We start from the raw sequence: 19,682 nt of genomic DNA on the forward strand, positions 1-19,682 counted from the left end.
CTTTCTACGACGTACGGAGGACATTCGGGGCCGAAGCGGTGGAACCGCGCACCACCAGTTCCGGCATGAACACGAACTCGCTGTGCGGCGCCGGTGTCCCGCCGATCTCTTCCAGCAACGTGCGCACCGCCGCCTGCCCCATCGCCGGGACCGGCTTGCGGATGGTGGTCAGCGGCGGGTCGGTGAAGGCGATCAGCGGGGAGTCGTCGAACCCGACCACCGACACGTCCCGGGGCACCTCCAGGCCCCGCTGCCGGGCCGCCCGTATCGCGCCCAGCGCCATCATGTCGCTGGCGCAGACCACCGCCGTGCAGTTCCGCTCGATCAGTGCCGTCGCCGCCGCCTGACCGCCCTCCAGGGTGTACAGCGAGTGCTGGATCAACTCGGTCTCGACGGTCTGGGCGGCCAGCCCCAGCTGGTCCTGCACCGCCCGGACGAATCCCTCGATCTTGCGCTGTACGGGTACGAAGCGCTTCGGTCCGAGCGCGAGCCCGATCCGGGTGTGCCCCAGCGACACCAGGTGCGTCACCGCCAGCGTCATCGCCGCCCGGTCGTCGGGGGAGATGAAGGGCGCCTGCACCTTCGGGGAGAACCCGTCCACCAGCACGTACGGCACGCCCTGCGCGCGCAGCCGCTCGTAGCGCTGCATGTCGGCGGTGGTGTCCGCGTGCAGTCCGGAGACGTAGATGATCCCGGCGACCCCGCGGTCCACCAGCATCTCGGTCAGCTCGTCCTCGGTCGACCCGCCCGGGGTCTGGGTGGCGAGCACCGGGGTGTAGCCCTGACGGGTCAGCGCCTGGCCGATGACCTGGGCCAGGGCCGGGAATATCGGGTTCTCCAGCTCCGGCGTGATCAGGCCCACCAGGCCCTCGCTGCGCTGCCGCAGCCGTACCGGGCGCTCGTAGCCCAGTACGTCCAGTGCGGCGAGCACGGACTGGCGGGTGGTGGCGGCGACGCCCGGTTTCCCGTTGAGGACCCGGCTGACGGTCGCTTCGCTCACCCCCGCCTGCGCAGCGATGTCGGCAAGCCGTGTGGTCACGGCACCGGACTGTACCGGTCGTATCTCCCCTTGCACACCGGCCGGACGCCGGGCGCGGGCGGGCGCACGGCCTGCCGTGGGTTGCTGCGTCATCGCGCTCCCTCGGGATTCTTGGTGGCAAGAGCTTGCAAGTCTTGCACAAGTGTCGTCATCGCCGCTCAGCGCGTGCGCCACTGGGTCGCGCAACGGTCGACGGCTGGTCACGACGGAGTAACCATCGTGTCCCCTTGCACTTTTTTTCTGCAAGGTCTTTCGCAACGCTTACATGGCTGTTACGTTCCCAGTCGCCCGGCCGCGGCAACGGCGCAGTCGGCAAGTCGCAGGGGCGGACGGGACCGTCCTCTGTACCACTCGGGCTTAACCCTCAAGGAGAACTCATGCGGCGTGGCATAGCGGCCTCCGCGCTGGTGGCGTCCCTCGCCCTGACGGCGACGGCGTGCGGCGGGAGCGACAGCGGAAAGTCGGACGGCCCGGTCACCATCACCTGGTGGGACACCTCCAACGCCACCAATGAGGCGCCGACGTACAAGGCCCTGGTCCAGCAGTTCGAGGCTGCCAACAAGGACATCAAGGTCAAGTACGTCAACGTCCCCTTCGACCAGGCGCAGAACAAGTTCGACACCGCGGCCGGCGCCAAGGGCGCCCCGGACGTGCTGCGCTCCGAGGTCGGCTGGACCCCCGCCTTCGCCAAGAAGGGCTTCTTCCTGCCCCTCGACGGCACCGAGGCCCTCGCCGACCAGGGCAAGTTCGAGCCGAACCTGATCAAGCAGGCCCAGTACGAGGGCAAGACCTACGGCGTGCCGTTCGTCACCGACACCCTCGCGCTGGTCTACAACAAGGCCCTGTTCAAGAAGGCCGGCATCACCGAGGCCCCCAAGACCTGGGACGAGCTGAAGGCCGACGCCGCCAAGATCAAGGACAAGGCCAAGGTCGACGGCTACTGGGGCTCCACCCAGGCCTACTACGCCCAGACCTTCCTCTACGGCGAGGGCACCGACACCGTCGACGCCGCCGCCAAGAAGATCACCGTGAACTCGCCGGCCGCCAAGAAGGGCTACGGCACCTGGCTGAGCCTGTTCTCCGGCAAGGGCCTGCACAAGGCCGACGCCACCGCCGACGCCTACGCCCACATCCAGGACGCGTTCGTCAACGGCAAGGTCGCCGCGATCATCCAGGGCCCCTGGGAGATCACGAACTTCTACAAGGGCAGCGCCTTCAAGGACAAGTCCAACCTCGGCATCGCCACCGTCCCGGCCGGCTCCACCGGCAAGGCGGGCGCCCCGACCGGCGGCCACAACCTCTCGGTCTACGCCGGCTCGGACAAGGCCCACCAGGCGGCGGCCCTGAAGTTCGTCAAGTTCATGACCTCGGCGCAGTCCCAGGAGACCATCGCCCTGAAGAACTCCACCCTGCCCACCCGCTCCGACGCCTACACCGACAAGGTCGAGGCCGACCCGGGCATCGCCGGCTACCAGGGCGTCCTCGCCGCCGCCCAGCCCCGCCCGGCGCTGCCCGAGTACAGCTCCCTGTGGGGTCCGCTCGACACCGAGCTGCCCAAGGTCGCCAGCGGCAAGGAGTCGCTGGACAAGGGCCTGGGCAACGCCGAGCTGGCCATCTCCAAGCTGGTGAACGGCTTCAGCAAGTAAGCCCGCGTGGCCGTCGGATCCTTCCCGCGAGAACGGGGGGGAAGGATCCGACGGCCACCGCCCTGTGCCCGGCCCAACCCCTTGATCTTTTGAAGGTGTCGAACCATGACAGTCGCCATCGACCGCGCGACCGGCAAGCGCCGCGGTGACCGCGCGCCGCGGCCCGGGCTGGGGCAGCGCGTCAGGAACGGTTTCCAGAAGTACTGGTACGCCTACGCGATGATCGCACCGGTGGTCGTCGTGCTCGGCGTCCTCGTGGGCTACCCGCTGGTCCGGGGCTTCTACCTCACCCTCACCGACGCCAACAGCCTGAACTCGGCGCGCACGATCGGCGTCAACCACATCGACGCCACCTACAAGTTCATCGGCCTGGACAACTACCAGGACATCCTGTTCGGCCCGACGGCGTACGACCGGTTCTGGTCGCACTTCCTGTGGACCGTGTTCTGGACGGCCGCCTGCGTGGCCCTGCACTACGGCATCGGTCTCGGCCTCGCGCTCATGCTCAACCAGAAGCTGCGCGGCCGTACCGTCTACCGGCTGCTGCTCGTCCTGCCCTGGGCCGTGCCGACCTTCGTCACCGTCTTCTCCTGGCGGATCATGCTCGCCGACTCCGGCGTGCTCAACCAGATCCTCGGCGCCCTCCACCTGCCCCAGCCTCAGTGGCTGGAGGACACCTTCTGGCAGCGGTTCGCGGCGATCATGGTCAACACCTGGTGCGGTGTGCCGTTCATGATGCTGTCCCTGCTCGGCGGCCTGCAGTCCATCGACTCCTCGCTCTACGAGGCCGCCGAGATGGACGGCGCGAGCGCCTGGCAGCGGTTCCGGCACGTCACCCTGCCAGGCCTGCGCTCGGTCAGCTCCACCGTCGTGCTGCTCGGCATCATCTGGACCTTCAACCAGTTCGTCATCATCTTCCTGCTGTTCGGCAAGAACTCCGCCCCGGACGCCCAGATCCTCGTCACCTGGGCCTACCAGCTGGGCTTCGGCCAGCAGCCGCGCGACTTCGCCCAGTCCGCCGCGTACGGCGTGCTGCTGCTGTCGATCCTGACCGTCTTCACCTCCTTCTACTTCCGCTGGCTGAAGCGCAATGACCAGCTCGCCGTCTGACGCCGCAGGAGCCGCCGCCATGAGCACCCCGACCCTGGACAAGACCGACACCGCCCCGGCCCCCGCACCCGTGCCCCGGTTCCGCGTGCGCCGGCGCGGCGAGCGCGGCCCGGCCGGCGCCGCCCTGCTGCACGGCGGCCTCGCCGTGGCGAGCCTGATCGCCCTGGCCCCGGTGGCCTGGCTGTTCTACCTGTCCCTCGGCCCGGACAAGGAGGACTACCTCCACCCGGGCGGGATCGCGGGCAAGCTGACCTTCTCGAACTACAGCTTCGTGCTGGAGCACACCGGGTTCCTCGACTGGTTCAAGTCGACGATGATCGTGGCCCTCGGCACCACCTTCATCGGTGTCCTCGTCGCCGCCACCACCGGCTACGCGGTCTCCCGCATGCGCTTCCCCGGCTACAAGCAGCTGATGTGGGTCCTGCTGCTCACCCAGGCCTTCCCGATCGCCGTCCTCATCGTGCCGATGTACGAGATCTTCAGCGAGCTCGGCCTCATCGACACCTACGGGGCGCTGATCCTCGTCAACTGCACCACCGCCGTGCCGTACAGCGCCTGGCTGCTCAAGGGGTACTTCGACACCATCCCCTTCGAGATCGACGAGGCCGGCCGCGTGGACGGGCTCAGCCCCTTCGGCACCTTCTTCCGGCTCATCCTGCCGCTGGCCCGCCCGGGCCTGGCCGTGGCCGCGTTCTACAACTTCATCACCGCCGTCGGCGAGGTCGCCTTCGCTACCACCTTCCTGCTGGACGACTCCAAATACACCTTCGCCGTCGGCCTGCAGACCTTCGTCAGCGAGCACGACGCCCAGTGGAACTACATGGCCGCCACCGCGGTGCTGATCGCGATACCCGTGACCGTGTTCTTCTACCTCGTGCAGAAGAACCTCGTCACCGGTCTCACCGCCGGTGGCACCAAGGGCTGACGCCCGCACCGACCGGGCGGCCGCGGTGCCTCCCCCAGCTCTCGGCTTCGCTCGACCCGGGGGGACCCCCAGACCCCGCTGTCACCGCGGCCCGCCTCGCCGCCGCACCCACTGACTGCCCACCATGCCCCAGTTACGTATCAAGGACGCCATGAGCCAGCAGCACCCTGCCGCACCGGCCCGCCACTTCGCCGTCACCGTCGCCGACCGCCGCGACTGGTGGCGGGACGCGGTCATCTACCAGGTCTATCCGCGCAGCTTCGCCGACAGCAACGGTGACGGCATGGGCGACCTGGAGGGCGTACGCTCCCGCCTGCCCTATCTGCGTGACCTCGGCGTCGACGCCGTGTGGCTCAGCCCCTTCTACGCCTCCCCGCAGGCCGACGCCGGCTACGACGTCGCCGACTACCGTGCCGTGGACCCGATGTTCGGCTCCCTGCTGGACGCCGACGCGCTCATCCGCGACGCCCACGAGCTGGGCCTGCGCATCATCGTGGACCTCGTCCCGAACCACTCCTCCGACCAGCACGAGTGGTTCAAGCGTGCCCTCGCCGAGGGCCCCGGCTCCCCGCTCCGCGAGCGCTACCACTTCCGTCCCGGCAAGGGCAAGAACGGCGAACTCCCGCCCAACGACTGGGAGTCCATCTTCGGCGGCCCGGCCTGGACGCGCGTGGCCGACGGGGAGTGGTACCTGCACCTCTTCGCCCCCGAGCAGCCCGACTTCAACTGGAACCACCCGGCCGTCGGCGACGAGTTCCGCTCCATCCTCCGCTTCTGGCTGGACATGGGCGTGGACGGATTCCGCATCGACGTCGCCCACGGCCTGGTCAAGGCGGACGGCCTGCCCGACCTCGGCGCCCACGACCAGCTGAAGCTGCTGGGCAACGATGTCATGCCGTTCTTCGACCAGGACGGCGTGCACGAGATCTACCGCCAGTGGCGCAAGATCCTGGACGAGTACGCGGGGGAAAGGATCTTCGTCGCCGAGGCGTGGACCCCGACCGTCGAGCGCACCGCCAACTACGTCCGCCCCGACGAGCTGCACCAGGCCTTCAACTTCCAGTACCTGAGCACGGAGTGGGACGCGCAGGAGCTGCGGACGGTCATCGACCGCACCCTGGAGGCCATGCGCCCGGTCGGCGCCCCCGCCACCTGGGTGCTGTCCAACCACGACGTCACCCGGCACGCCACCCGCTTCGCCAACCCGCCCGGCCTCGGCACTCAGATCCGCACCGCCGGGGACCGGGAGCTGGGCCTGCGCCGCGCCCGCGCGGCCACCCTCCTGATGCTCGCCCTGCCCGGCTCGGCGTACATCTACCAGGGCGAGGAACTGGGCCTCCCGGACGTCGTGGACCTGCCCGACGAGGTGCGCCAGGACCCGGCGTACTTCCGGGGTGCCGGCCAGGACGGCTTCCGCGACGGCTGCCGGGTCCCGATCCCGTGGACCCGCGAGGGCTCCTCCTACGGCTTCGGCAGCGGCGGCAGCTGGCTCCCGCAGCCCGCCGAGTGGGCCGAGCTGAGCGTGGCGGCGCAGACCGGCGTCCCCGGCTCCACGCTGGAGCTGTACCGGGCCGCGCTGCGCGCGCGCCGCGCCCACCCGGACCTCGGCGCGGGGGAAGCGGTGCAGTGGCTGCGGGCGCCCGAGGGCGTCCTGGCCTTCCGGCGCGGCGACTTCGTGTGCGTCGCGAACACCACGGGTGAGTCGGTGACGACCCCGTCGTACGGCCGGGTCCTCCTCACCAGCGGTGAGGTGACCGAGGCGGACGGCGAGACGAAGGTGCCCGCCGACACCACGGTCTGGTGGACGACCGTGGACTGACACCCGGACGCGGGGCCCGGTCTGAGGCACCGTCTGAAAGTTCTTGCATCAAGTTCACAACGGCCCGCTGCCTTTCGGCCAGCGGGCCTTTAACATCTGCGTCACCGCAAGCTTGCTGAAATATTTCAGCAAGTGTCTTCAGCGGTTCAGTTGCCTTCAACGTCGAAGGAACCCCACATGGCACGCAGAACCCTCCCCGCGGCGGTCGCCCTCACGGCCGCCGCTCTGGTTGGCATGACCCCGACGGCCGCCGAGGCCTCCCCGCCCGGCACCAAGGACGTCACCGCCGTCCTCTTCGAGTGGAACTACGCCTCGGTGGCCAAGGAGTGCACCACCGCCCTCGGTCCCGCCGGCTACGGATACGTCCAGGTCTCCCCGCCCGCCGAGCACATACAGGGGGCGCAGTGGTGGACGTCGTACCAGCCCGTGTCGTACAAGATCGCGGGCCGCCTCGGCGACCGCACGGCGTTCCGGAACATGGTGAACACCTGCCACGCGGCGGGTGTGAAGGTCGTGGTCGACACCGTCATCAACCACATGTCGGCGGGCTCCGGCACCGGCACCGGCGGCTCGTCGTACACGAAGTACGACTACCCGGGCCTGTACTCGGTCTACGACTTCGACGACTGCACCTCCCAGGTGTCGAACTACTCCGACCGCTGGAACGTGCAGCACTGCGAACTCGTCGGCCTCGCCGACCTGGACACCGGCGAGGAGTACGTCCGCAAGACCATCGCCGGCTACCTGAACGACCTCCTCACCCTGGGCGTCGACGGCTTCCGCATCGACGCGGCCAAGCACATCCCCGCCGGGGACCTGGCGAACATCAAGAGCCGCCTGACCAACCCGTCCGCCTACTGGAAGCAGGAGGTCATCTACGGCGCGGGCGAGGCCGTCCAGCCCTCCGAGTACACCGGCAACGGAGACGTCCAGGAGTTCCGCTACGCCTACGACCTCAAGCGCGTCTTCACCAGCGAGAAGCTGGCCTACCTCACCAACTACGGCGAGGGCTGGGGCTATCTGAGCAGCTCGGTCGCGGGCGTCTTCGTCGACAACCACGACACCGAGCGCAACGGCAGCACGCTGAACTACAAGAGCGGCGCCGACTACACCCTGGCCAACGTCTTCATGCTCGCCTGGCCGTACGGCGCCCCGGACATCAACTCCGGCTACGAGTGGTCCGACGCCGATGCCGGCCCGCCCAACGGCGGCCAGGTGAACGCCTGCTGGCAGAACGGCTGGAAGTGCCAGCACGCCTGGCCGGAGATCAAGTCCATGGTCGCCTTCCGCAACGCGACCCGCGGCCAGGCGGTCACCAACTGGTGGGACAACGGCAACAACGCGATCGCGTTCGGCCGGGGCAGCAAGGGCTATGTGGCGATCAACCACGAGTCCTCCTCCCTGACCCGCACCTACCAGACGTCCCTCCCGGCCGGGACGTACTGCAACGTCCAGAACAACACCCCGGTGACCGTCAACTCCAGCGGACAGTTCACCGCCACCCTCGGCTCGAACACGGCCCTGGCGCTGTACGCCGGCAAGTCGAGCTGCTGAAAACCCGTCTGACGGGGCGTGAAACCTCTTACGGGAGGTTTCACGCACCTTGCTGCAAACCCTCAGCCACCCTCGCAAGGAGTCATCCCCTGTGATACCGAGATGGCCGGCGCCGCGCAGGCGCCGTACCCCGCACCGCGGACGGGCCGCGGCCGTCACCGCCACCGCCCTCGCCGCCGCACTGCTCCAGCCCCTGGCCGCCCACGCGGCCGGCCCGCCCGCGCCCCCCTCGGACGCCTCGCTCGCCGCCGTACCCGCCCGGCACGACGACACCCGCGAGCAGTTCTACTTCGTCATGCCGGACCGCTTCGCCAACGGGGACACCTCCAACGACAAGGGCGGCCTGACCGGCTCCCGCCTGTCCACCGGGTACGACCCCACCGACAAGGGCTTCTACCAGGGCGGCGACCTCAAGGGCCTGACGAAGCGGCTGGACTACATCAAGGGGCTCGGCACGACGGCCATCTGGCTGGCGCCGATCTTCAAGAACCGCCCCGTGCAGGGCACCGGCAGCAACGCCTCCGCCGGCTACCACGGTTACTGGATCACCGACTTCACCCGGGTCGACCCGCACTTCGGCACCAACGGCGACCTCAAGTCCCTCATCTCCAAGGCCCACGCCAAGGGCATGAAGGTCTTCTTCGACGTCATCACCAACCACACCGCCGACGTCGTGGACTACGAGGAGAAGTCCTACGACTACCTGTCCAAGGGTGCCTTCCCGTACCTGACCGAGGACGGCAAGCCGTTCGACGACGCCGACTACGCCGACGGCAGCCGGAAGTTCCCGGCCGTCTCCGGCGCCTCCTTCCCGTACACCCCGAAGGTCACGAGCAGGAGCAAGGTCCCGGCCTGGCTCAACGACCCGACGATGTACCACAACCGGGGCGACTCGACGTACGCCGGCGAGTCCACCACCTACGGCGACTTCTCCGGCCTTGACGACCTGTGGACCGAGCGTCCCGAGGTCGTCCACGGCATGGAGCGGATCTACGAGCGGTGGGTGCGGGACTTCGCCGTCGACGGCTTCCGGATCGACACCGTCAAGCACGTGAACATGGAGTTCTGGACCCAGTGGGCCACCGCCCTGGACCGGTACGCGGCCGGGCGCGGGCGGAAGAACTTCTTCATGTTCGGCGAGGTCTACTCCGCCGACACCGCCGTCACCTCCCCGTACGTCACCCAGGGCCGCCTCGACGCCACCCTCGACTTCCCCTTCCAGGACGCGGCCCGCGCCTACGCCTCCCAGGGCGGCAGCGCGCGGAAACTCGCGAGCGTCTTCGGTGACGACTACACGTACACGACCGACAAGGCCAACGCGTACGAGCAGGTCACCTTCCTCGGCAACCACGACATGGGCCGCATCGGGTACTTCCTGAAGCAGGACAACCCGAAGGCGACCGACGCCGAGATCCTGAAGAAGGACAGGCTCGCCAACGAGCTGATGTTCCTCAGCCGGGGCAACCCGGTCGTCTACTACGGCGACGAGCAGGGCTTCACCGGCTCCGGCGGCGACAAGGACGCCCGCCAGACCATGTTCGCCTCCCACGTCGCCGACTACCTGGACGACGACGAGATCGGCACCGACCGCACCCACGCGAGCGCCGCCTACGACACCAAGGCCCCGCTCTACCGGCGGATCGCCGCGCTCGCGAAGCTCCGCAAGGCCAACCCGGCCCTGACCGACGGAGTGCAGACCGAGCGGTACGCGGCCGACGGGCCCGGTGTCTACGCCTTCACGCGCACCGACGCCCGGACGGGCCAGGAGTACGTCGTCGCCTTCAACAACGCCGACACCGAGAAGACGGCGACCTTCGCGACCGGCTCCGCGGACATGTCGTACCGGGGTGTCTACGGCGCCGGCGGCTCGGTGACGTCCGACGGCGACAAGAAGGTCACCGTCACCGTCCCGGCCGGCTCCGCCGTCGTGTACAAGGCGACCGGGAAGCTCGACGCCCCCGCCGGCAAGCCGTCCCTCACCCTGACGGCGCCCGCTCCCGGCGCCACCGGCACCGTGGAGCTGAACGCGGACGTCACCGGCGGACAGCTCAACCGCGTCGTCTTCGCCGCCCAGGTGGGCAACGGCCCATGGAAGACGCTCGGCTCCGCCGACCACGCCCCCTACAAGGTCACCCAGACCCTCGGCAAGGACGTGCCCGCCGGCACCGCCCTGCGCTACAAGGCCGTCGTCATCGACTCGGCCGGGCACACCGCGAGCGCCACGGCGAGCAGCACCACCGGCACCCCGCCCGCACCCGAGGTCCCCACGGCCTCCTCCCGGGACTACGCGATCGTGCACTACCAGCGCCCGGACGGGGACTACGCCGACTGGGGTCTGTACGCCTGGGGCGACCTCGCCGACGGCGAGGCCACGAACTGGCCGGCCAGCCACCCCTTCGTGGGCCGGGACGCCTACGGCGCCTTCGCCTACGTCAAGCTGAAGCCCGGCGCCTCCACCGTCGGCTTCCTGGTCATCGACAAGGACGGCACCAAGGACGTCTCCGCCGACCGGTCCATCGACGTCACCAGGACGGGTGAGGTGTGGATCGAGCAGGGCAAGGCCGAGGTACGGACCGAACGGCCGGACTATCCCGACCAGGACAGGACCAAGGCGGTCCTGCACTACCACCGCGCCGACGGGAACTACGACGGCTGGGGCCTGCACGTCTGGACGGGTGCCGCGCACCCCACCGACTGGTCGGACCCGCTGGAGCCGGTGAAGACTGATGCCTATGGCGCGGTCTTCGAGGTACCGCTCACCGAGGGTGCCACCAGCCTCAGCTACATCCTCCACAAGGGCGACGAGAAGGATCTCCCGGCCGACCAGTCCCTGGACCTCAAGGCCGCCGGCAACGAGGTCTGGCTGGTGAACGGCCAGGAGCAGTACCTGCTGCCCCAGCCGGCCGGCAGTGCCGCCGCGCTGGACCCGACCACGTCCAAGGCGGTCTGGATCGACCGGAACACCCTCGCCTGGAACGGCGTCGACGGCGCCGCCTCCACCCAGCTGCTGTACTCCCGCGACGGCTCGATCACCGTCAAGGACGGGACGCTGACCAGCGACGACGAGCGCTGGATCCGGCTGGCGAAGACGGCCCTGACCGATGCGCAGAAGGCGAAGTTCCCGCATCTGAAGGACTACACCGCCTGGTCCGTCGACCCGCGCGACCGGGACCGGGTCCGTGCGGCGGTCAGGGGCCAGCTCGTGGCCTCGCAGCGCGCCGCCAACGGTGCCGTGCTCGCGGCGACCGGCGTGCAGATCGCCGGTGTGCTGGACGACCTCTACCCCGGCGCCACCCAGGCGAAGCTCGGCCCGGTCTTCCACGACGGCAGGCCCACGCTCTCCGTCTGGGCGCCGACGGCCCGGTCCGTACGCCTGGACCTGGACGGCAAGGCCGTGCCGATGCACCGGAACGACACCACCGGCGTCTGGTCCGTCACCGGCCCCGCCTCCTGGAAGGGCAAGCCCTACCGGTACGTCGTCACGGTGTGGGCGCCCAGCGTCCGCAAGCTGGTCACCAACAAGGTCACCGACCCGTACTCGGTCGCGCTCACCGCGAACTCCGAGCGCAGCCTGGTCGTGGACCTGAACGACCCGTCCCTCGCCCCGGCCGGCTGGTCGGCGCTGCGCAAGCCCAAGGCCGTACCGCTGAAGGACGCGCAGATCCAGGAGCTGCACATCCGGGACTTCTCCGTCGAGGACCGCACCGCGCGGCACCCGGGCACCTACCTGGCCTTCACCGACAGCGGCAGCGACGGCTCGAAGCACCTGCGGGCGCTGGCCCGGGCCGGGACGTCGTACGTCCACCTGCTGCCCGCGTTCGACATCGCCACGATCCCCGAGCGGAAGGCCGACCAGGCGAGCCCGGACTGCGACCTGGCCTCCTACCCGGCCGACTCCGACCAGCAGCAGGAGTGCGTGGCGAAGACCGCCGCCAAGGACGCCTACAACTGGGGCTACGACCCGTACCACTACACGGTCCCCGAGGGCTCGTACGCCACCGACCCGGACGGCACGGCCCGTACCGTCCAGTTCCGCAAGATGGTGCAGGGGCTCAACCAGGACGGGCTCAGGGTCGTCATGGACGTCGTCTACAACCACACGGCGGCCAGTGGGCAGGCGGACACCAGCGTCCTGGACAGGATCGTGCCGGGCTACTACCAGCGGCTCCTCGCCGACGGATCGGTGGCCACCAGCACCTGCTGCGCCAACACCGCGCCCGAGAACGCGATGATGGGCAAGCTGGTGGTGGACTCGATCGTCACCTGGGCGAAGCAGTACAAGGTCGACGGGTTCCGCTTCGACCTCATGGGCCACCACCCGAAGGCCAACATCCTGGCCGTCCGCCGGGCCCTGGACGCGCTGACGACGGAGAAGGACGGCGTCGACGGCAAGAAGATCATCCTGTACGGAGAGGGCTGGAACTTCGGCGAGGTCGCGAACGACGCCCGGTTCGTGCAGGCCACGCAGGCGAACATGGCCGGCACCGGCATCGCCACCTTCTCCGACCGCGCCCGTGACGCGGTGCGCGGCGGCGGCCCCTTCGACGAGGACCCCGGCGTCCAGGGCTTCGCGTCCGGGCTCTACACCGACCCCAACGCGTCCACGGCCAACGGCACGAAGGAGGAGCAGAAGGCACGCCTGCTGCACTACCAGGACCTGATCAAGGTCGGCCTGACCGGCAACCTGGCCGGGTACCGATTCACGGACACCGACGGCAAGGAGGTGACCGGCGCCGGGGTCGACTACAACGGCGCGCCCGCCGGGTACGCGGACGCGCCCGGCGACGCACTCGCCTATGCGGACGCGCACGACAACGAGTCTCTGTTCGACGCGCTGGCCTACAAGCTGCCGAAGGACACGACCGCGTCCGACCGGGCCCGGATGCAGGTCCTCGCGATGGCCACGGCCGCCCTCTCCCAGGGACCCGCCCTCTCCCAGGCGGGCACCGACCTGCTGCGCTCGAAGTCCCTGGACCGCAACTCCTTCGACAGCGGCGACTGGTTCAACGCCATCCACTGGAACTGCGCCGACGGCAACGGCTTCGGGCGCGGGCTGCCCCCGGCGGCCGACAACCGGTCCAAGTGGGACCATGCCAGGCCGCTGCTGAGCACGGTCAAGGTCGGCTGCGAGCAGATCACCGGTGCCTCGGCCGCCTACCGGGACCTGCTGAGGATCCGTACGACAGAGAAGGCGTTCTCGCTCGGAACGGCCGCGCGGGTGCAGGAGCAGCTGTCGTTCCCGCTGTCCGGGAAGGACGAGACGCCGGGCGTGATCACCATGCGCCTCGGTGACCTGGTCGTCGTCTTCAACGCCACCCCGCAGCGGCAGGAGCAGAAGATCGGCGCCCTCGCCGGGACGCCGTACCGGCTGCACCCGGTGCAGGCGGCGGGCACCGACGAGGTGGTGAAGACCGCCGCCTACGCGGCCGGCTCGGGCACGTTCACCGTGCCCGCGCGGACCGTCGCCGTGTTCACCCGGGCGGGGAACTAGGGTGAGGCCATTGCCGTAGAACAGGAGTGCGCATGCCGCAGATCACCATCGACTACTCCGCCACCATGGAGAACGCCTTCGACCGTGCCGGCTTCGCCCGGGCATTGCACGAGGCGACCGTGAAGATCGCGGCGGCGAAGCCGGAGGCCTGCAAGACGCAGTTCCGGCCGAGCGCGTACACGGTGTTCGGGTACGAGGATCCCGAGGCGCGCGGGCACGCCGTCGTGCACGTGACGATCGGGCTCCTCGCCGGACGCGGCGACGAGACGAAAGCGAAGCTGACGGAGACGGTTCTGGAGCTGCTCCGCGCGCATGTGGCGGACGCGGCGTTCACCCTGCACGCCTCCGCCGAGATCCGTGACCTCGACCCGTCGTACCGGAAGTTCGACCGGTAGGTCAGGGCGCCAGCGACAGCAGCCGGCCGACCAGCTCCGCGAAGGGGCCGTCGGCCGGCTCGTCCCGCACCATGGTGCGGAGCAGGACGGCCACGCCCTCGTCGTAGGCGGCGCTGACGGCGGCCAGCGCGGCGAAGTCGTGCACGAGCTGTTTCTCCAGCTCGGCGCGCGGGACGCGCCGGCCGTCCAGCCAGATCAGCGCCGTGGACTCGGCGAGCGAGATCCAGGAGCGGACGACCAGCTCCAGGCGCGGGGAGGCTTCGGTGACGCCCAGATGCGACAGGATCTGGTCGTACGCGGCCTGCCGGACGGAGTCGATGAGCGCGTTGGTCGTCGTGGAGCCGACCGCCGGGCCGCCGCGCATCAAGGCCGAGAAACCCGGGCCGTGCTCGTCCACGAAGTCGAAGAAGCGGCCCATCACGCGCAGCAGCCGCGCGCCCAGCGGACCCTCGTGGGGCTCGGCGAAACGGCTCGCGAGATCCTCCGAGGCACGCTTCAACGCCGCCTCGTACAGGCTGAGTTTGCCCGGGAAGTAGTGGTAGACGAGCGGCCGTGAGATGCCCGCCGCCGAGGCTATCTCGTCGATGGAGACCTCGTCGGGAGAGCGTCGGCTGAACAGGTCGAGGGCGACGCCGATCAGCTGCTGCCGACGCTCCTCGACGCCCATCCTGCGGCGAACCCCGGTACTCATGCGAACACTTTACCGATCGGTTCCGGCCGCCCATGATCACACGTCGAGCACCAGGCGGTCACTCCGCGCCCGGGAGACACAGATCGGCGCGGATCACTCCTGCCGGCTAGCGCAGCCCGCTGATCTGCCGACCGTCCGTCAGGGTCCCCTTCAGGTCCGCCCGCGCGCCCTGCTCGGCCTTGGCGGCGAGCAGCGGCCCCTGCCCGGACGCCGTGACCCCGCCCGTCGCGGTGACCGACGACGTCCCCTCGCTGCCCGCCGCCAGCAGGTACCAGCTCCCCGCCGCCGACTTCCACAGCACCCCGGCCAGCACATGAGGATCACGCGGCCCGCAGGCCGGCACATCCGTGCCCTTGGCGACGACCGCCCCGGCCGCCCCGTCCGGCGTAGCGAACTGGGCCAGTGCGGCCGTGCCGTCGCCGCGCCAGGTCTCCGCCCGGGTGCACACCCACGCACCGAGCCCGGTGCCTTCGGGCAGCGGTTGCTCGGCGTAGCCCCAGGCGTTGACGCTCCGGATGCCCGACGAGCGCTCGGCCGCCAGGGAGCAGGCGAACGGCGCCCAGGTGCGCAAGCCGCGCGCGCCGGACGCTTCCCCGACCGAGCCGGGCCGGCCGGCCGTGAGGTGGGCCGGGACCAGCTCGCCGAGGTCGGTGGTGAGCCGGGTGCCGGAGGCGTCGGTCAGCTGGAGCACGGTCCACGAGGTGCACCTGCCGGTCCGCACGGCGGGGCTGGCCAGCGGCGCGGTGACGCCGTCGGCGAGGGTGAGCGGCGTCGCGGCCGCGTCCGGCTTCGTCAGGTCCCGCTGCGCCGCCTTCGTCACCCAAGGGGCGGTCAGGTAGCGGACGTTGCCGTCGGAACGGCCCAGCACCAGCGCGCTCGCCCCGGCGCCCGACGCGCCGTCGACCCGGGCGAAGTCCAGCGCCGCGCCCTGCGTGCCGTTCTCCGGCTCGGCGTAGCGGGCGATGCGCAGGCCGTCGTAGAGGATCACCACCCGGGCGTCGTCGACCTCGCCCGCGTACAGCAGCTGGGGCGGGCCGGCCGGGCCGCCGGTCTGGGTGCCGGGGGTCGCCGAGACGCGGACCGTCTCCCCGGGGCGGGCCCAGACGGCGAGGGCGCGGCGCAGCAGGGCCTTGTCGCCGGTGAGCGGGCCGCGCGCGGGCCACACGGAGAAGTCGGTGCGGGCCGAGGTCCGCCAGGCGGTGGGGGAGACCCTGATAAGCCTGCCGGGGTCGAGGGCGGCCTCGGCGGCCGGGTTCCCGGCGTAGGCGGGCGCGGCGGCGCCGTCGGGGCCCCAGCCGCCGTCCGGCAGTGCGACCAGCGCGCCGCACACCGCGAGCGCCGCCGCGGCGGCGAGGGCGGCCTTGGTGTGCTGGCGGCGGCGCATCAGGTCGGTGGGCCGGGCCTGGAGCGAGCAGGGGTCGAACTCGGCGGAGGAGAGCAGTCCCGGCTGCATGGGCACGCTGTTCGCCGAGGCCAGCGCGTCGCCCGGGTCGGTCACCCCCGCGGCGTCGAGGAGATCGCGGATGTCCGGGTCGGGCAGCTTCTCCAGGCCGCGCAGGACGTAGGCGGCGCGGGCCGGGCCGGGCAGGGCGGACAGCCGCTGGTCCAGGGCGAGTTCGTCGGCGCCGCCGGAGCGCGGGAACAGCTTCAGGCCCCACACCTGGGGGAGCAGCGGCGGGGTGAGCCGGGGCAGGCCCTTGCGGGGGCGGGCCGCCTCCAGGGCCGTGCGCACGACCCGCTCGCGCAGGTAGGCGTACCCGGGGTCGCCGTCCCGGCCGGAGGCCTGGGCCGGGATCACGGACGGCTGTTTGCGGCCCCGGGGCAGGGCGCGCTGGGCGAGGGCGTGTGCGGTCAGGACCCGGCGGCTGCGGCCGAGGCCCGGCGGCAGCACCAGGTAGGCGAGCCGGACCAGCCGGGGGTAGTGCTCGACGAGTGCGGCCTCGGCCTGCTCGACGTCGACCGGGCGGTTACTCCCGGCGGGGGAGGGTGCGTGACGCTGGGATACATCCTGTGACTGCACGTCCGGGAGAACGAGCGAGCCGGCGGTTGGTCACCGGACGGGTGATTCACACCCGGGGTTCGACCAGGGCGCGCGCGTAGTTCGCCATCGACCGCTGGTAGCGCGGAAGATGGGGGGCGAGCGCGCCGAGCACCAGGGACAGGCCCTCGCGGTCGCGGCCGAGGCTGGACAGGCACAGGGCGAGACAGGCCCGTACCGCGTCGTCCAACTCGTCCGACGCGGCGTCCAGTTCGGGCGTGAGCAGCGTGACGCCCTCCTTCGCCTGCCCGGTGTTCCGGAGCGAACTCGCCAGCTGGATCTTCGCCCGGCGGCCCTTGTACCCGCCCAGTCCGCGGGCCAGTGCCTCCCGGTACAGCGGCACCGCCTGGTCCGAGTGTCCCGTCGAGTCCCAGGCGCAGGCCTGCTCGAAGGGTCCGAGCGGGCTGTCGTCCGGCAGTTCGGCGACGAGGGTGTCGATCAGGGCGCGGAACTCGTGGGCGCGTTCCTCCGGATACTCGTCGAAGGCGGCCCAGGCGGCGGTCACGCGGTCTTCCCAGTTCTGGTTCACCGCGTCACCTTCGCACAGCCGTGCGCGCCCGGTCACCGGATTTGAGCGCAGCGCGCGCGGCAGCCGTATCCGAAGGCGCTGAGGCATGCTTGGCACACCAGACCGGAGGAACAGATGAGGTTGACAGGACTGCTGCTCGGCGCCGCGGCCGTACTGACGCTGGCGGGCTGCGGCTCGGGCGACAAGACGGAGGCCGTGCCGCCCACCGCGACCGGCAGCCTGGAGCATCTGGCCGCCGAGGTGAAGTGCGAGCCGAACATGCAGACCGACGCGGACGAGATCCGCCAGGCCATCTGCCGCACCGGAGAGGGCAGGTTCATCCTCGCCACCTTCGCCACCGACCGCGGCCAGCGCGAGTGGATCAACGACGCGAAGGACTACGGCGGTCACTACCTGGTCGGCCGCAAGTGGGTCGCCGTCGGCGACGACGGGGTGGTCAAGGCGCTGCGCGGCACGCTCGGCGGCGACCTGGAGGACGGCGCCGACCACCACGCGCACAGCGGCTGACGAGCGTGCCCGGGCACGACGAAGGCCGGTGACGGGAGGGGGGTTCGTCACCGGCCTTCTGTCTTGCGCCCGTTGCGGGATCACGTGCCCGTTACGGGATCACGAGCAGTTCTGACCGCGGTTGATGCAGTTGGCGATCTTGTTGGCCAGACCGTTCTTCGTGACGCTGATGAAGTCGTCGTGGTCCGTGGACGCCTTGTGCAGCTGCTCCGGGAACCCGTCCACCGCGTAGGCGTTCTTCACCTGGCCGTTCTGGATGGTGGGCGGGTTGATGTTGTAGACGAGCCGCATGGTCAGCTGCGGGATGGCCTTGAACCCGTTCGGGCAGACACCGCTCGCCGGATCGGCGAACGCCACGTGGGTGCGGTGGTTGGCGCTGTCGATGTTCTTCCCGTCCCAGCAGCTCTGGAAGGCGAACGTGCGCACCACCTTGCTGCCCTGCGGGCAGATCGGGTACTGCTGCGTCAGCTGCACCTTGTTCTCGAAGCCGGTGCAGCTCCAGTGCGCGTTGGCGTTCGCCAGACCGTTGGTGGTGGTCTTGGCGTCACCGGTGATGATGCGCAGGAACTGCGGCATCGCGACGACCTTGGCGGCCGGGCTGCCCACGTACTTGATCTCGGCCTGGGCGGGGACCAGGATGCGGCCGACGTTGCCTTCCTTGCCACCGCCGTCGGCGTTCTGGTCGAAGTCCCGGGTGCCGTCCTGGACACGGACCACCGGCCAGTAGTACGACGACAGGTCGCTGCGGTTCTGGCAGCTGGTGCCGCCCTGCAGGAACGTGTTGTTGCTGGAGAACGCGTTGACCTTCTGGTTGCCGACGTAGTCGTGCAGGTGGTGCGCGCCGTTGGCCACGCCGGGCGCCACGATCACGTTGTCGGTGTTGTGGTTCTTGTTCGCGTTCACACCGCAGCGCGTGGTGAACGTACCGGTCGAGGCGTTGCCGGTCTTGCGCGGCTTGCCCTGGACGTTCGGCGCCACCTTGGTGATGTCGACGAAGTCCGCCGCGACCGGGCCGTTGCCGGCCTGTCCGCCGATGTTGCCCTGCTGACCGTTCTGGCCCTGCTGCTGGCCGCCGTTCTGCTGTTGCCCGCCGTTCTGCTGTTGCCCGCCGTTCTGCTGCTGGCCGCCGGCGTTCGTCTGGTTGGCGGTCTGCGTCGTGCAGGCGGCGAGCTGCTTGAGCGTGTTGTCGAAGGAACCGCCGACCCGCTGGATGTCGATGCGGATCCGGTCGATCGTCGCCGCCCGCTTCTCCTTGAGAGGGCCGACGATCGCGTTCTGTACGAAGCTCGCGTCCCTCGTCTGGACGTCCCGGGTGGAGGCGAGCCGGTTGTAGGCCTCGGTGATCTGCTTGTCGAGGTTCGCCAGCTCCGTCGCCACGCCCTGACGCGCCGCGTTCGGCACGTTCGTCAGCTTCTGGCCGACGTCCGGGCAGGAGATGGTCGCGACCTGCGCCGTCGCGGCCTTCGTCTGGTTGCCTCCCCACGACTGGTTGTTCGACTCGTGAGCCGAGGCGTAGAAGTTCGCCCAGATCAGCCCGCCCCCACCGAGCGCTAGGGCCGCCGATGCGGCTATGGCCTTGGTGGCCAGCGGCGTACGGCGTTTTCGTGTGTTGCGTCCCATGGAACTCCTCTGACTTCCTTGCGGGGCAGCATCGAGGCGCCCGACAGGAGTGAAGCGGCGCCCCTACATACGGACGCCGTCCCAGAGGTGTTCACCGGTCTCCCAAATTCCTCCAGGAACAGGGGAGTTGGCAGGTCAATCCGGGCCCAGCCCGGTGAAGAGGCTGGAGTGTGCGGGGAGAGAACCAGCACCGGCAGGCCCGGCCGCGCCCGCCGGGACGCGAGCCTCCTGCGGGCGTCCGACAGAGCCGTGAGGACCGCCGGGGGTGGTGACGAGCCCGATGCCGAGCGGGACGAGCGCGACGGAGAGACGGAAGGC

The 19,682-nt window shown here is 70.2% G+C and carries 13 protein-coding genes; 8 read left to right on the forward strand and 5 right to left on the reverse strand.

The window, feature by feature from the left end; genetic code table 11:
* Positions 1–4: 4 nt before the first annotated feature.
* Positions 5–1,039 (reverse strand): LacI family DNA-binding transcriptional regulator, encoded by a 1,035-nt coding sequence (locus AB0L21_RS19670; RefSeq protein WP_365785343.1) that lies wholly within the window; start codon positions 1,037–1,039, stop codon positions 5–7.
* Positions 1,040–1,416: 377 nt separating this feature from the next.
* Between AB0L21_RS19670 and AB0L21_RS19675 the strand changes: the two genes are divergently transcribed.
* The 7 genes from AB0L21_RS19675 (at position 1,417) to AB0L21_RS19705 (ending at position 13,979) form a co-directional block, all read left to right on the forward strand.
* Complete coding sequence (locus tag AB0L21_RS19675; protein WP_365785345.1) at positions 1,417–2,685, forward strand: extracellular solute-binding protein; 1,269 nt, start codon at positions 1,417–1,419, stop codon at positions 2,683–2,685.
* A gap of 105 nt (positions 2,686–2,790) precedes the next feature.
* Positions 2,791–3,795, forward strand: coding sequence for a sugar ABC transporter permease (locus tag AB0L21_RS19680; protein ID WP_365785347.1), 1,005 nt, complete (start codon positions 2,791–2,793; stop codon positions 3,793–3,795).
* A 19-nt stretch (positions 3,796–3,814) separates the two neighbouring features.
* Positions 3,815–4,720, forward strand: coding sequence for an ABC transporter permease subunit (locus tag AB0L21_RS19685; RefSeq protein ID WP_365785348.1), 906 nt, complete (start codon positions 3,815–3,817; stop codon positions 4,718–4,720).
* 151 nt (positions 4,721–4,871) lie between these two features.
* Positions 4,872–6,539, forward strand: coding sequence for an alpha-amylase family glycosyl hydrolase (locus AB0L21_RS19690; RefSeq protein ID WP_365698540.1), 1,668 nt, complete (start codon positions 4,872–4,874; stop codon positions 6,537–6,539).
* Positions 6,540–6,716: 177 nt separating this feature from the next.
* Positions 6,717–8,093: an alpha-amylase family protein gene (locus tag AB0L21_RS19695; RefSeq protein WP_365698541.1), complete on the forward strand. Its 1,377-nt coding sequence runs from the start codon at positions 6,717–6,719 to the stop codon at positions 8,091–8,093.
* Between the two features lie 91 nt (positions 8,094–8,184).
* Complete coding sequence (gene pulA, locus AB0L21_RS19700; protein WP_365785350.1) at positions 8,185–13,584, forward strand: pullulanase-type alpha-1,6-glucosidase; 5,400 nt, start codon at positions 8,185–8,187, stop codon at positions 13,582–13,584.
* 32 nt (positions 13,585–13,616) lie between these two features.
* Complete coding sequence (locus tag AB0L21_RS19705) at positions 13,617–13,979, forward strand: isomerase (protein WP_365698543.1); 363 nt, start codon at positions 13,617–13,619, stop codon at positions 13,977–13,979.
* A 1-nt stretch (position 13,980) separates the two neighbouring features.
* On the opposite strand, the gene AB0L21_RS19710 is transcribed toward AB0L21_RS19705, so the two are convergent.
* The 3 genes from AB0L21_RS19710 to AB0L21_RS19720 form a co-directional block, all read right to left on the reverse strand.
* Positions 13,981–14,670, reverse strand: coding sequence for a TetR/AcrR family transcriptional regulator (locus AB0L21_RS19710; RefSeq protein ID WP_365698544.1), 690 nt, complete (start codon positions 14,668–14,670; stop codon positions 13,981–13,983).
* Positions 14,671–14,776: 106 nt separating this feature from the next.
* Positions 14,777–16,690, reverse strand: coding sequence for a hypothetical protein (locus AB0L21_RS19715; protein ID WP_365785352.1), 1,914 nt, complete (start codon positions 16,688–16,690; stop codon positions 14,777–14,779).
* Positions 16,691–16,736: 46 nt separating this feature from the next.
* Entirely contained in the window at positions 16,737–17,255 is a 519-nt protein-coding gene (locus AB0L21_RS19720; protein ID WP_365785420.1) for a tetratricopeptide repeat protein, read from the reverse strand.
* A 96-nt stretch (positions 17,256–17,351) separates the two neighbouring features.
* Here AB0L21_RS19720 and AB0L21_RS19725 point away from each other — a divergent pair, with 96 nt between their 5' ends.
* Complete coding sequence (locus AB0L21_RS19725; protein ID WP_365785354.1) at positions 17,352–17,744, forward strand: hypothetical protein; 393 nt, start codon at positions 17,352–17,354, stop codon at positions 17,742–17,744.
* A gap of 99 nt (positions 17,745–17,843) precedes the next feature.
* Here the strand turns inward: AB0L21_RS19725 and AB0L21_RS19730 are convergent, their stop codons facing one another.
* The gene (locus AB0L21_RS19730; RefSeq protein WP_365785356.1) at positions 17,844–19,364 is read right to left on the reverse strand and encodes a DUF1996 domain-containing protein; all 1,521 of its coding nucleotides are present in this window, start codon (positions 19,362–19,364) and stop codon (positions 17,844–17,846) included.
* Positions 19,365–19,682: the final 318 nt, after the last annotated feature.

Source organism: Streptomyces sp. NPDC052721 (assembly GCF_040678315.1).
Classification (GTDB): Bacteria; Actinomycetota; Actinomycetes; order Streptomycetales; family Streptomycetaceae; genus Streptomyces.

Bases quoted from the DNA above. Each gene is read 5' to 3' on its own strand.
- AB0L21_RS19680 (WP_365785347.1), top strand. From the start codon at position 2,791: ATGACAGTCGCCATCGACCGCGCGACCGGCAAGCGCCGCGGTGACCGC.
- AB0L21_RS19705 (WP_365698543.1), top strand. From the start codon at position 13,617: ATGCCGCAGATCACCATCGACTACTCCGCCACCATGGAGAACGCCTTC.
- AB0L21_RS19710 (WP_365698544.1), bottom strand. From the start codon at position 14,670: ATGAGTACCGGGGTTCGCCGCAGGATGGGCGTCGAGGAGCGTCGGCAG.
- AB0L21_RS19685 (WP_365785348.1), top strand. From the start codon at position 3,815: ATGAGCACCCCGACCCTGGACAAGACCGACACCGCCCCGGCCCCCGCA.
- AB0L21_RS19690 (WP_365698540.1), top strand. From the start codon at position 4,872: ATGAGCCAGCAGCACCCTGCCGCACCGGCCCGCCACTTCGCCGTCACC.
- AB0L21_RS19675 (WP_365785345.1), top strand. From the start codon at position 1,417: ATGCGGCGTGGCATAGCGGCCTCCGCGCTGGTGGCGTCCCTCGCCCTG.
- AB0L21_RS19695 (WP_365698541.1), top strand. From the start codon at position 6,717: ATGGCACGCAGAACCCTCCCCGCGGCGGTCGCCCTCACGGCCGCCGCT.
- AB0L21_RS19730 (WP_365785356.1), bottom strand. From the start codon at position 19,364: ATGGGACGCAACACACGAAAACGCCGTACGCCGCTGGCCACCAAGGCC.
- AB0L21_RS19725 (WP_365785354.1), top strand. From the start codon at position 17,352: ATGAGGTTGACAGGACTGCTGCTCGGCGCCGCGGCCGTACTGACGCTG.